10 protein-coding genes are annotated in these 14,157 nt (G+C 48.4%); all 10 read left to right on the top strand.

From position 1 onward, the window contains the following. Positions 1–3 precede the first annotated feature (3 nt). Positions 4–999 carry an alpha-E domain-containing protein gene (locus ACFPK9_RS14760; protein WP_377095990.1) on the top strand — a complete coding sequence of 332 codons (996 nt, stop codon included), beginning with the start codon at positions 4–6 and terminating at the stop codon, positions 997–999. Between the two features lie 12 nt (positions 1,000–1,011). Beyond that, positions 1,012–1,863 carry a transglutaminase family protein gene (locus tag ACFPK9_RS14755; protein WP_377095987.1) on the top strand — a complete coding sequence of 284 codons (852 nt, stop codon included), beginning with the start codon at positions 1,012–1,014 and terminating at the stop codon, positions 1,861–1,863. A gap of 214 nt (positions 1,864–2,077) precedes the next feature. Then, positions 2,078–4,900, top strand: coding sequence for an acetylxylan esterase (locus tag ACFPK9_RS14750; protein ID WP_377095984.1), 2,823 nt, complete (start codon positions 2,078–2,080; stop codon positions 4,898–4,900). Positions 4,901–4,970: 70 nt separating this feature from the next. Next, positions 4,971–5,387, top strand: coding sequence for a hypothetical protein (locus ACFPK9_RS14745; protein ID WP_377095981.1), 417 nt, complete (start codon positions 4,971–4,973; stop codon positions 5,385–5,387). Between the two features lie 180 nt (positions 5,388–5,567). Further along, positions 5,568–6,689 (top strand): alpha/beta hydrolase fold domain-containing protein, encoded by a 1,122-nt coding sequence (locus ACFPK9_RS14740; RefSeq protein ID WP_377095978.1) that lies wholly within the window; start codon positions 5,568–5,570, stop codon positions 6,687–6,689. A 216-nt stretch (positions 6,690–6,905) separates the two neighbouring features. Continuing rightward, positions 6,906–8,744, top strand: coding sequence for an alpha-L-fucosidase (locus ACFPK9_RS14735; RefSeq protein WP_377095975.1), 1,839 nt, complete (start codon positions 6,906–6,908; stop codon positions 8,742–8,744). Between the two features lie 201 nt (positions 8,745–8,945). Next, on the top strand, positions 8,946–9,614 hold the full coding sequence (locus ACFPK9_RS14730; protein WP_377095972.1) for a hypothetical protein: 669 nt from the start codon (positions 8,946–8,948) through the stop codon (positions 9,612–9,614). A 12-nt stretch (positions 9,615–9,626) separates the two neighbouring features. Beyond that, positions 9,627–10,574, top strand: coding sequence for a hypothetical protein (locus tag ACFPK9_RS14725; protein WP_377095970.1), 948 nt, complete (start codon positions 9,627–9,629; stop codon positions 10,572–10,574). A 30-nt stretch (positions 10,575–10,604) separates the two neighbouring features. Beyond that, on the top strand, positions 10,605–12,485 hold the full coding sequence (locus tag ACFPK9_RS14720; protein WP_377095967.1) for a sulfatase: 1,881 nt from the start codon (positions 10,605–10,607) through the stop codon (positions 12,483–12,485). A gap of 128 nt (positions 12,486–12,613) precedes the next feature. Continuing rightward, entirely contained in the window at positions 12,614–14,149 is a 1,536-nt protein-coding gene (locus tag ACFPK9_RS14715) for a sialate O-acetylesterase (protein WP_377095964.1), read from the top strand. The last annotated feature ends 8 nt before the right edge of the window (positions 14,150–14,157 follow it).

Below are 14,157 nucleotides of genomic sequence, written 5' to 3'. Positions count from 1 at the left end.
CCTATGCTCTCAAGAGTTGCAAACAGCCTATACTGGCTCAGCCGTTATTTAGAACGCGCTGAAAATTTGACCCGCCTCGTCGATGTGAACCGCTATGATGCGCTCGATTCCATAGCGAGCGCCAAAGAAGCCGACCCTACGTGGAGCCCCTTACTCTACGCCACCTGCTCACAGGTGGAGTACGAGGCCGCCAAAGAAGCTTCAGAAGACGAGATCGATGTCAGCTGGTTCATTACCTTTTCCACCACAACGCATGATTCTATCCGCCAATGCATTGCCCAAGCACGTGAAAACGCTCGCATGGTACGTGATCAGATCTCCGAAGAAATGTGGCTAGAGCTCAACAGCTTTCACCTATTTTTACAATCGAAGGAAGCTGAAATTTTGTGGGAAAATAGACCAGATGCTTTCTACCGCAGAACTATTAAAGCATGTATGCTCTTAGCAGGCCTCATCAATGCCACAGTCCTGCAAGACGAAGGTTGGCACTTCATGGAAGCCGGGCGCTACCTCGAACGAGCAGACAAAACGACTCGGGTTCTCGATATGTTGTCTTATCAACCTAATCCCAACCGAGGAAAGCTCGCCTCTGCGCTGCGCTCATGTTCTGCCCTTTCAGCCTACCGTGCCGAAAACCGAGGCGAAATCACCCTCGATGGAGTCATCGATTTCCTCTTGTTCTCTCCATCCTTCCCGCGCTCAGTTCGCTTCTGCCTCCGCCAGCTCGATAGCCAACTTCACGCGATCTCAGGCAGCTACAGTGGAAGCTTCACCAACGAAGCTGAACGACTCGCAGGCAGTGCGCTCGCACAGCTCAATTTCTCCAGCATTCAAAATGTTCTCAACACCGGTTACCACGAATATATCGATGGCCTCCAGTTGCAGTTCAATCGCATTGGACGTCAAATTTTTGAAACCTACATTTTGCTGCCCCAAGAAATCAATAGCCTTCCAAAATACGGTACCCCCCATTGGCAACAGCAACAACAGCAGCAATAATTCGTCCAACTGATGCAATTTAAGGTACATCACCGGACCGAATATCACTATTCACGACCGATCACTAATAACTCGAACGAACTTCGACTGACGCCTCCGAATACCGAATCTCAGCAATGCCTGAGCTCATACATTAGTGTCGTACCTGCAACACGTCTGAAAAGCTATTCTGATCTCAACGGCAATCGTGTCCATCATTTTGAAATTCCGCGCCCACACCAGCGGCTCAGTATAGACTGTTTCTCAACCATCGAGACACAGCCAGCAGTGGATTTTTCCGATCTACCCTATGGATCATCACACGACACACTCTCTGCATGCTGCTCACTAGAGAAATGTCATACCTTCCTTCAAAGCAGTCCTTTGGTAGAAGTCACACCTGAATCATGGAGACGCGCTATCGATATCCAAGACCACTCCACCGATATATTCCAAACGAGCTACGCGATCATGGAATACATTTTCGAGCACTATACTTACGACCCAGATTCCACCACCGTCACCACTCACGCCAATGAAGTGCTCAAACAACAAACTGGTGTTTGCCAAGATTTTGCTCATGCCATGACGGCTCTCTGCCGTTCCATTCACATCCCCACGCGCTATGTGAGCGGCTATTTTTTCGATGCCACACGGGATCATATTCTTCGTGGAGCATCAGCTTCCCACGCCTGGGTCGAGGTCTACATTCCTCACTTTGGCTGGATTGGTCTCGACCCAACAAACAACAAAGTGGTCGATGAAACCTACATCAAAGTCGCCACTGGCCAAGACTATCGCGCCGTCGCCCCCATCATGGGCAGCTACTATGGCGGTGAACGCAGCGGCCTTGTTGTCAGCGTTCGAGTTGACCGCATTGAGTAGTATTCACATTACGTGATTTAACTCAGACATCATTGTTTGCGTTGCTGGGCTAACTTGCGCCCAAGCCTTTGATTGCTGGGCAACCCCCTATTTTTAGTTTCGATCGCAGCTTTGCGCCGTTATCTCAATATGACTATCTTTAGAGGATCTATTTACAAATGCAGGCCCCCTTCATGGTGTTCCCTCACACCAGACTGATACAACAATACACACTATGATCTTTCGTGCCTTCTTATTCTTTCTAGTCGCTAGCTCTCCACTCATCGCAGACACTGCAAGTGATCTTGCGGCACTAGAAGCTCTCAGCAATTTGACTTCCGCTCCTACCATCTATGAAGTCGACGACTCTTCTGGAGTTGAAGAGTCCTCTGCAACTATCGCAACTCTCTCACCCGGTGATCATAAAACCATCTTCTTTGATTCAATAGACTACGAGGGGAATCCAACGCGGGTCTACGCCTGGGTCAATGTTCCAGCTGGCGTCTCCGATGTCAACAAAGCATCAGCAATTGTCTTAGTGCACGGCGGTGGTGGACGCGCTTTCGAAGATTGGGTGGATCGATGGTCGGCTCGTGGATACGTTTCCATCTCCATAGATACCGAAGGCAATTCGAACAATAGCGCTGGAGCGAAAGTGCATCACGCTTTAGGAGGACCACCTCGTACCGGGGTCTACAATGAATCCTCAACTGCGATCGAAGATCAGTTCATGTATCACGCCACCGCAGCGACAATATTGGCGAATTCTTTATTACGCAGTCTTCCCTTTGTCGAAGACACCAAGATCGGCGTGCATGGAGTTTCTTGGGGCGGGGTCATCACCGCCACTGCCATCGGACTTGATCAGCGCTTTGCCTTTGCGATTCCATCCTACGGTTGCGGCCACATGTATGACGCCGTTGGAAATTGGGGCGACTCTCTCAAAAATAATGAACAGTATAAGTCGGTGTGGGACCCCTTCCTGCGTCTAGACAGAGCCACAATGCCCATCATGTGGCTTTCTTGGCCGACCGACAGGCCATTTAATATCGATAGCCAGGCTCAGTGCGCCGCTAAAGCTCCTGGGACGCAAATGGTGACGCTTATCCCAGGCATGGGCCATGGACATGGTGCGACTTGGACCCGCGCCGATTCCTATGACTTCGCCGACAGCATCGTCAATACAGGCAATGCTTGGTGCACCCAGCAAAGTCTCAGCCTCGTTGGTGATCAGATCACAGCTGAATTTGCGTCCACACGTACATTGAATAGTGCATCATTAATCTACACCAATGAAACTGGTTCAACAACCCCAATGACTTGGCCTGAAGTGGCCGTGGATAGTTTTGCTGAAACCTCCGTTGGCTCTGGCGTCTGGCGTGTAACCGCCACACTTCCCGCAGATGCCACCGCATGGTTTCTTAATGTCACCGCAACACCAACAGTTACTGGTTACCGGGACGATACCGTTTTCGTAAGTAGCGGCCTGCAGGAAGTCGTAGAAATTCAACAGCCACCATTGCTTCAACTTGGCTTAAAAGAAAATGGCGACACAACTACCAGCGGCAGTGTCAGTATAGATTTTAGCGCTATATATAACCTTGATGTCACCTCAGTAGACTTTGTCAATGAGTCGCATGCCGGAGCTTTTTCCCACATCCTCTCCTTCCCCTACATTTTACTCAGCGGTGATACTATGGATGTGTATTTTGATAATAGCGTAGCGGAATTAGCAGTTGGAGAAAGCGCAACGGCCACCATGCAGATCACATGGCTCGGTCTAGACAATACAGCAAATACGCTGAATATCCCCCTCCAAGCCACTGTCGACTCACCTCGCGAGATCATCTACGATGTCAGCGCCAATTGGAGTTCAAAATCACCAACAGTTGCCGATCATGTTATCATTCGTGACGGCGCTATTGTGACGCTAGATCAAGATATTGAAGTTTCGAAACTTACAGTTGGAAAAGACAGCTCTCAGGGAGAACTAATTATCGACCAATCATATGAAATTCTTGTCAGCGATGATTTAAGCGTTTTCTCAGGAAGCACTATTACGGTCAAAGACGGTAACCTCGATTATCTAGATCCTACATTACAGCTCGATGGTGAAATTCATATCACTGGAGGGTCATTCCATTTGATTGGCACCCAGCTTACTGGAGATGGAAAAATGCTCGTGACAGCAGGAGAATTAATTTTCGATGCCGCTAAATCAATCGATCTTGCCGAAATTGAAATTTCTGGCGGCACACTCAACTTCAATGGAAATGGCGGCACGACACAAACCTACTTTGGCGACAATGGAGTTAGCACGCTCACCATCATCGGTAGTACACCGGTGATCTCAGTCGGGCGCTTGAATTTACAACCACACACATCCACAAGCCCATTCATTCGTTTTATACTGGACGCAAATGGCGTTTCACCAGTGTCGTCTACTTCCTTCATGAACCTACCTCAGCTAAGCATCGTAGTGGATGCAGCGGACTACACTGGTGGAAGCGCTGATCTAGTTCTACTCGAGTCCAGCAACTTCGCTACACTTGGAAACACCGCGAACTACTCAGCCCCAGGCTTTTCAGCTAAAGGCCTCGATACCTACTTCCAGCAAAGCCAAGCCACAGATGATGTCATATTAAAATTAACGAAGAACGCCTACGGCAACTGGGCAGATTCAGAATCGCTCCCCTCTGGTAACTATGACTCAAATGCCGACCCTGATGGCGACGGAGTAGTTAACCTCCTCGAATTCGTTCTTGGCTCAGATCCGCAATCCAGTGCACCTTCAAACGTTCCGATTGCAGCGATCAGTTCAGACAATTTACTTTTCAGCTTCACCAGAAATACCGACGCCAATGCTTCGACGACTCAGGTATTTCAGTATTCAGCGAATCTCTACGATTGGACAGACCTGCCAATCGATGCATCAGACCCGAACATCACCATTAATGCAGCCGGCGCAGGCTTGGAAACTGTAGAAATAATGATCAGCCCATCCGCCCCAACCGAAGGAAAACTATTCGGCAAGATCATGGTCGAACTAAACCAGTAAGTGATGAAAGCATCTAACAAGTAAAAGTTACCAGTACTGAACAATAAACCTCATCTAAAACCCCCAAAAAATGTCTACTTCAAACAGCCTCATTCGCTTATTGGTAGGCCTGTTCATCCTCCCCTCTGTCTACGCTGCCCACACTGTATTTTTAAATACTTCCACAGATGGCTTGTGGAACACTGCCAGTAAGATTGATGCGATCCACGGTGAGACCCTCCCCCTTGGCAGTCAGGGAACTTTCCGCTTCAAGCTCGATACACTCGGAGTAACACCGCTGACATTAGACGGCGACCTCGCAGTTCATGCTTCCTATAAATTAATTGTCGATAGCAATGACTATGAGGCAATGAACGGATTTTTCCCTCTCATCACCAGCGGTAGAACACTTGGCAAATTTTATGATACTAATACCACACTACTTCGTTTCGAGCGGCGTGAAGCTGCATTGATCACTCAGGACAATGGCTTGTGGCTGCGACTCTAAGCACCGCAGTCTTCACTGATATCTCCATGGATTAGTCCTTAGAGCGAAATAGCTCACTCATACTCCTCATTCACTGCTGAAAGATACTTCTAGCTAAAGATTCATGAAATCCCTCCACAAATCCTGCGTATCATTTTTCACAAGCTTTCTAAATATTCCCCCATTTTTTAATACATACCTATGAAACACACACACCTTACGATTCTCGTAGCGGGCCTCACCTTCGCATCGCCTTGCCAAGCCCTTGAGCCATTAAAAGACTCAAGCGAGCTCTATAACGTAATTCTAGCCAAACGCACACTCGCAAGCTTGGACAAAAACAAAGACGGCTTCATTCAAGAAGAGGAAGACTCCAGAGGCTGGAAGAAAAAAGTACGCTATGATGCAAACAAAGATGGCTCCCTCGATTTTGATGAACTTAAAAGTATCCCGCAATCCTACATCGACAGCCCTGGCAAACAACTACGTAATGTCATGTTTAAGCGCTCTGAAACAGGCGAAGTCTTTTTCGATTTCTATTTCCCCGATGTCGACGATAGCAGCAAAAAGCCTGTGGTCATTTATACCCATGGAGGTGGCTGGGCCGTTGGCAGCAAACATGGAGCGGCGGTGGCATCATTTAAAGCTGTCCATAAAGAACTTCTCAAAAACGGCTTCTGCGTTCTTTCTGTCGACTACCGTTTGGTGAAAAAAGATGGCAAGACGGCAATGCGCGATTGTGTGATCGATGCGCAAGACGCTCTTAGATTCATCTCAGCTTACCACAAAGAGCTGGGTATCGACCCGACACGCATTTTCACTTTTGGCGACTCAGCTGGCGGTCATTTAGCACAAATGGTTTTACTTGCTCCATCAGACAGCATCAAAGGGGACCCAGATTTGGTAAAGTACGACTACAAGACCGTCGCCGGAGTTTCATGGTATGGCCCTTGTGACTTCCAAGACGAACAATTATTCAACCACAATGACCGTGAAGGATTCAGAGACCGCTTTGGTCCACGCATTCTCGGCGCAAACAGTAAGCCGGAAGACAAAGCTGCACTCTATCGCGAAATGAGCCCAGTAAACTACCTCACAAAAAATAGCCCACCACTACTAATGATCCAAGGTGACAAAGACACCACGATCCCAGTGAAGCAAGCCTATCGCATGCAAGAAGCGCTCAAAACCACCGACGCCCCAGTCGAGATTCTCATCGTAAAAAATGCAGGCCACAATTGGCGCCCAGTCGATGGAGTAGTCACTCCGAACCGCAACGAAATCATCAAACAAACAGTCGAATTCATCACTAAACACAAGTAACTAATAAGGTCTTAATAAGAGAGATCTGAAAGAGAATCTAACATTCCTGAAAGATGTCGCGTCGCAATTTGTAAATATCATTGGCATATTAAGCTAATGTGAAAGCATTGCGCTATTCTGAACGTTTCAACTTAAATACGTAGAAGCCAATTCTCGACAGAATAGTCTAGAGCTGTAAAACAGACCTCCACGACGCGATATTTACTAATGAATAACATGAATCTCACTTTCAAGGCATGTGCTACAGCCTTTGCTTTACTCCACTCCACTCCTTTTCTCACCGCTGCTGAAAAAGAAAAAAGCATGGATAAAATGTGGGGTGAAAAAGAAGCCCTCTCCATCGAAGCCAAGCATCCGTCTCTTAAATGGTTTACCCACGACAAGTACGCCATGTTTATCCACTGGGGCCTCTATTCAGAAATGGGTGGAGTGTGGAAAGACAAAACCTATTACGGCATTGGTGAATGGATCATGCACATGGCTGAAATTCCTGTAGACGAGTATAAGGCCTACGCCAGTCAATTTAATCCAGAGAAGTTTGATGCAACTCAACTCGTCAAACTCGCCAAAGCTGCGGGTATGAAAACCATCGTCATCACAGCCAAACACCACGATGGCTTCGCACTCTTTGACTCCGCTGCCAGCGATTTTACCGTCACCAAAGCCACGCCCTACAAACGTGACTTGATGAAACAGCTTGCCGATGCCTGCGCAGCAGAAGGCATCCGCCTCGGCTTTTACTACTCACAAAACCAAGATTGGACCGAGCCCTACGGAGGCGAGTACAAAGGTGAGCGCCCTAAAGACTACACACCTGACGACTTTAACATCTACTTCGAAAAGAAAGTCATCCCACAGGTGACCGAGCTTCTCACGAACTACGGAGACATCGCTATGGTCTGGTTTGACACCCCAGGTGACATGCCAAAAACCTACAGCGAGCGCCTCGTCAAACTCGTTACTAAACACCAGCCAAATTGTCTAATCAACAGCCGTATCGGCGGTGGTTACGGCGATTATGTCTCACTTGGAGACATGCACATCCCACCAGTTCGCCCTGATGTCGGCGCATGGGAAACCGTAGACACGACTAACGATTCCTGGTCCTACGCTTGGTACGACCAAAACTGGAAGTCACCAAAGACTATCATTGAACGCCTAGTTAAAGTCACCGCTCGAGGTGGTTCCTACATGCTCAATGTCGGCCCTAAAGGTGACGGAACGATTCCCGCAGAAGCTGTCACTTCCCTAGAAGAATCAGGAAAATGGCTCAAAGCACATAGCGAAGCCATCTATGGAACCGAAGGCTCACCATTCGACCAAGGATTCAGCTGGGGAGATATCACTAGTAAAGGCAACGACCTCTACCTCCATGTCTTCGACTGGCCAGAAGAGGGCACACTACGCCTCGCAGACCTAGGTGCTAATATCAAATCTGCAACCATGCTTCACAACAACTCCAAAGTGGATTGCAGCCAACAAGGATCCACTCTCGAAGTAAAACTCGGCTCCCAAGTCGGTCGCGACCTCCCGATCGTCCCAGTCATCAAACTCACTCTCGATGCTCCTGCAGTCGTCAAAAACCAAGCCACGCAAGTCGATGGTCTCACCCCTGTCACTCTACTCGCTGAAATGGCTACAGCTGAAGGATGTGAAGAAAAAGGCTACCGATGGATGGAAAAATTCGGTGAGTGGAAACACGACCACTTCATTCAAGGCTGGAAGTCCAAAGACGCCAAGGCGACTTGGGACATCAACGTCCTCGAACCTGGACAATACCACCTCAGCCTCGAGTATTCCTGTGAAAACGATGCAGCCAATTCCGAGTGGATTCTCTCATGCGGCGATGAAAGCATCACCTTCATCACCTACGAATCAGGAGCAGACTCTACCAAGTCATTCCAACCCGGCCCTGCGCGCCAGCGCAACTTCAAGGTGAACCTCGGAGTCCTCGAAATCCCTAAAGCTGGCCTCAACCAACTCAAAGTCGTCCCCCGCAAGCTCATTGGTGAAGGCATCGGCATCAAAGGAATTACTCTCAAGCCGTATCGCTAAAGTACAGAATTGTTGGGCTCCCTAACAGCTCCTAACAATCGTAAAATTCACTCACAGCCAGTCGATCACACCAATCGCCTGGCTGTTTTCGTTTAATTCATACCCCCTATATATTGTCTGAGCCATTTTCTCGAAACTCCTCTTCATTTATGCTCCCATCTCCTTCCCACATCTATGAAACAAAAAAACTCAACTCCAACCATGAAACGCCTACTCACAGCACTCAGCTGCAGTACCATTTCTATTTCAAGCCTCTTAGCCGCTGACACTATCGAAGAATCTAACGGCATCGTCTTTATCGAGCTCGAAGACACGGACTCTCGACTCGGTAAATGGAAACTGCGAGACACGAATCTTAAAAATTCATTCTCATGTAAAGGCTACCTCGAATTCACAGGCAACACTCCCTCCAAAGGCGCCCCTGAATCTCCGCTAGAGTACACTTTCACCATCAACAAAGACGGGCTCTACTTTCTACACCTACGCTGTGCGAAAGAAACTGTAGAAATCAGAGGAAAAGAACGTGATGACGTAGCTAACGATTGCTACTTCAGAGTCGAAGGCAATTTCGAGGCTGGTCCAAAAGCTGCAGACAAACACCGCGCACAAGCACCTCTCGAGTTACTCAAACAAGACACTAAATTTTTCGGAGGCGCTGATAACGAATTCGTATGGGTATCAGGCAACCGTTTCGATCCCGGTGGTCACAACAATAAACGCATCGCCGTCTATCATTTTAAAGCTGGAGAGACATACAAACTCGTCATGTCTGGCCGTTCCCAGTCTTTCAAAGTCGATTGCCTCGCATTCATCCACGCCGACCAACCAAGCAAAAAAGTCGAAAGCTTGGTTCAAACTTCTAACAAATAATTTTTAACGACCATGAAGCTCACACTTAGTTATATCCTCACCCTGCTCCTAGCTCTCGGCAGTAGCATGCACGTATTCAGTAAAGAGAAATTCAATCCTGAAACCGACCTCTTCATCGCTCAGTTTGACAACCTCCCCGACAACGACGACGTCCACTCCCAAGCCGCACTAGGTTGCATCCTCGCGCACCCAGACTATGAAAAAATCAACTTCTTCTGCGCCACTGGAGCATGGGGAAACCAATGGGCCCACCCGAAATCTGATAACTGGGAATACATCAATTCCCGATCACTCTTTAAACTCGCATTCGGAACAGAAGCGAAACCTAAGGATACTCCAGAACAGCGAGCCAAAGCAAAATGGGTCGACGCCAATGGCCCAAAAAACTCCAAGCAGCGGGAAGAAAACCTCAATTTTGCAGCAGAGGTCATCAAAAACAAAACCAAACCCATCCTCACCTCCGGTGGGAAAGTCTGGATCATGGAAGCTGGCCAGTCCGACCTCACCGCAGCATGGGTCGCTAAGCTTATCGCCGAGGGAGTCACTAACACCAAGAGCGACGTCATTCTCGTCCAACATAGCCATTGGAACGAAAAATGGACAACTCCAGAGGCCTTGGCCTACGTCAAAGAACATACTAACTACACCCAGATTGATGACGGGAACTCCCCCTACGGAGATGGCCCAGACCGTGGTGATGAAACACCGAATTACAAAAATGAAGCAAAGAACTTCATCCCTGAAGCTATCAGCAAGTCTAACCCTAACTCCCACGCCAGAACTCTTTGGACCAAAGCCAATGAGATCGCCACTAACACGCAATATAAAGGGCTCATCTCTAAAGGATCAGTTGACTTCTCGGACACCGTTGAAGGAATGTGGATTCTCGGGCTCTCTGATAAATGCGCAGGCCTCACCACCGTGCGTGGTTTCTGGGATAAATTCGTAATAAACCCATAGCCCTAGCGTATTTCTTTCTACCTACTTACCATGAAACATTCACTTTTAACATCGCTCTGCATCACACTCGTGTGCTCCAGCAACACACTAACCTCAGCCACCGAACGCCCAGAGAATCCCAATGTCATCCTCATTCTAACGGATGATCTCGGCTGGCAGGATGTAAAATGTTATGACATCGATGAGCCATCGCCGATGGAAACTCCTAACATCGACTCCCTCGCCAAAAAAGGCGCAATGTTTTGGCAAGGCTATTCTCCTGCTCCCACTTGCGCTCCTACGCGCTGCGCGATCATGAGTGGAAATCACCCTGCACGCGCCCAGAAAACCCATGTCGTCGGCGGAGCTCCTCCTACACCATACAACAAGGAGAATCACCGCATGATGGCCCCGTGGTATAGCGGTCGCATGCCAGAAAATGAGCTCACACTCGCTAAAGTCCTCCAACAAAATGGCTACACCACCGGTCACTGTGGCAAGTGGCACATGGCAATCAATCACAACGCTTTCCCCCAACCAGAAGACCAAGGCTTCGACTGGTCACGCCACAACCTAGGGATCACCAAACGCATGAAACCGCATCGCCTAACAGGTTTCGCAACAGACAAAGAAGGTGATCCATATCGCCTCGATGAAAACGGTTTTGCCTACCACCAAAATAGTGAAGACGCCCTCACCTTCGTCGAAGAAAACAAAGCCACCCCCTTCTTCCTCTATTACGCCACATGGTTAGTGCACACGCCTATCCAAACGCGTAACGAGCGCCTCCTTAAAAAATATTGCGAAAAACTCGGAGTTGAACTTCCTGAAAATCCCTCTGAATGGAAAGGTGAAGGACAAACCAACCCCTTCTATTGCGCGATGGTCGAAGAACTCGACTACTATGTGGGCCAATTGATCAACTACCTCGAGCAAACCGAGGACCCGCGCTGGCCTGGCCACAAATTGAGTGAAAACACCTATGTCATTTTCACCTCTGACAACGGCGGCATGGAGAAGCATCCTGGCGAAATCATCACCGACAACTACCCGCTCGACCGCGGCAAAATCTCCGCTATGGAAGGCGGCACACGCGTCCCACTTATCATCACCGGACCTGGTATTGAAGCGGGAGTTCAATCAGATGTGATGCTCAATGGCCTCGACTTCTACCCCACTATCCTCTCATGGACCGGAGCTAAGCTACCAAAAGAGAAGCACCTCGATGGCTGCGACATTTCGCAATTGTTAGCAAAAGACCCAGCGGACCCATCACTTGTGAAAGAAAACGACGGCTCCATACGCGACACCATGGTTTGGCATTTCCCTAACAGCATTGCCTTAGAAAGCACCATCCGCATCGGCGACTATAAACTCGTCCGCAACTACGATCATATCAGTAATCCAAGAACACCTGAACTAGAACTCTATCAGCTCTACCAGACCGAGGATGGGAAACAGCAGCGTGGTGACATAGAAGAATCCAAAAACCTTGTCGACTCCATGCCGGAAAAAGCCAAAGCGATGAACCAAAAGCTCAGCGAAATTCTCACCGAGATGAAGGCCAGCTATCCTTACTTCAATCCCGCGACCCGTCATGAGCTCCCTAATAAGGACAAGGTGTGCACTGTCACTTCTCATCAGCAAAATGGTGACCAAGTAAGTTTCAACTACCAAGAAAATGGAGCTAAAGTCGTCCGAGCCCAACTCATGTATACGCTCAATGGAGGCCACCGCTACGAAGAATGGTTCCGCGCGCCAGCCAAGCTAGGATCAAGCCACACAGTCACTGCTAAACTGCCAAAAGGAACGACTCATTACGTCATTAACTTGATCGACGAGAACAACTTCCTAGTGAGCTACCCAGAGATGATCGATTCAGTCTCTGCAATGAAAGAAAAATACTCAGAAAAAGCTCTCCCAGCTAAATAAATGCCACAAATGACTTTTATAAAGTGATTTGTCGCATCCAGTGAATGCTTCCCGTTTGTAAAAAATTCTCATCACAGATAGTCATACAGCGGCGAAGCTTTCACCACATCAGCTTCTTACTACTAATCATGAACACCATCAAACAATTCACCCTCTTGTGCTGTATACTGATCAGTTCAGTAATCAGCCTCCATGCTGCGGCGCCAGCCAAGCACCTCTTCATTCTCTCTGGTCAATCGAACATGGCAGGGCTCGATCCCAAAATTTCATTCACACCCGCTGTGCAATCCGCATTTGGTAAAGAAAATGTGACTATTGTCCTCGACGCCCAAGGCGGTCAACCGATCCGCCGATGGTACAAAGAGTGGAAACCAGCGCCAGGAAGAGAAGTCGTTAACCGCAAAACCATGACCAATGGAGACCTCTATCAGCGTCTCATAAAGAAAGTAAAACAAGCGACACAAGGCCAAGAGTACAACACCGTCACCTTCCTCTGGATGCAAGGTGAGCGCGACGCAAAAGAAAGCCACGGCGAAGTCTACGCCAAAAGCCTCCTAGGAATTATCAACCAGCTAAAAAAGGATCTCAACAAAAAGGACCTTAATTTCGTCATTGGCCGTCTCAGTGATTACGATCTAGAAAATAAAATCGGCCCACACTGGACAATGGTGCGCAATGCTCAGGTGCAAGTCGCAGAATCCAGCCCAAGTGGAGCCTGGGTAAACACTGACGACTTAAACGACGGACTGAGCAAGAATGGAAAAATGTACAAAAACGACCTTCACTACTCTGTCGAAGGCTATAAAGAATTTGGCAAACGTCTTGCAGGGGAAGCCATTGCCTTGATCGAAAGCAAAGGCTTCTCAGCCAACAAAGAGCAGGCGAAAAAAGCATCAAACCATCCCGTGATTCGTCTCTGGCCGATTGAGCAAATCGGTGGCCAGACGAACTATCTAAAAGAAGAATCAGAAGACAGAGGCGAAGGAAAAACAACCTTTCGCAATATCAAAGACCCCCACCTTGTCGTTTCCCAAGTATCAAGTGACACACCCACACCAGCGGTCATTTATAGTCCTGGAGGCTCCTACAAACAAGTCTCCCCTGTACAGGGATACATCGATTGGCTCAATTCCCTCGGCTTCACGGTCTTCACACTGAAATACACCGTTCCAAACGACAGAGAAGCAGCCTATAGAGACATCCAGCGTGCCATCCGTCTAGTGCGCCATAATGCTAAAAAATGGAATATCGATCCTAAACAACTCGGTCTCGTAGGCACCTCAGCTGGCGGTCACCTCTCGGCTCGCCTCAGCCAGAACTACACCGAATCCGCCTACGCGCCCATCGATCAAGCGGACAGCCAGAGCTGTGAACCACAATTCGTCCTCTTGCGTTCCGCCGCTTATCTAGCCAAGAAAAATAAAGGCTCTACCATCGCCGAAGAATTTCACTTTAACAACAAAGTCCCCCCTACTCTCTTGCTCTATTCAAAAGACGATCACAATTTTGTCAAAGGAGGGATAGCCTATGCAGAAGCTCTAGAAGAAGCCTCTTTCCCCGTAAAACTCCTTCTCTACGAAAAAGGTGGCCATAGCATGCAAGGAGTCAACTGGCACTCCGATGCCCAGTCATGGATCGACACACTTGGCTTAGATCTGAACTAAACCTTCAT

Origin of the sequence: Rubritalea spongiae (genome assembly GCF_042652385.1) — a bacterium.
GTDB classification, from domain to species: Bacteria; Verrucomicrobiota; Verrucomicrobiia; order Verrucomicrobiales; family Akkermansiaceae; genus Rubritalea; species Rubritalea spongiae.
This window is presented reverse-complemented; position numbering and strand designations above follow the sequence as displayed.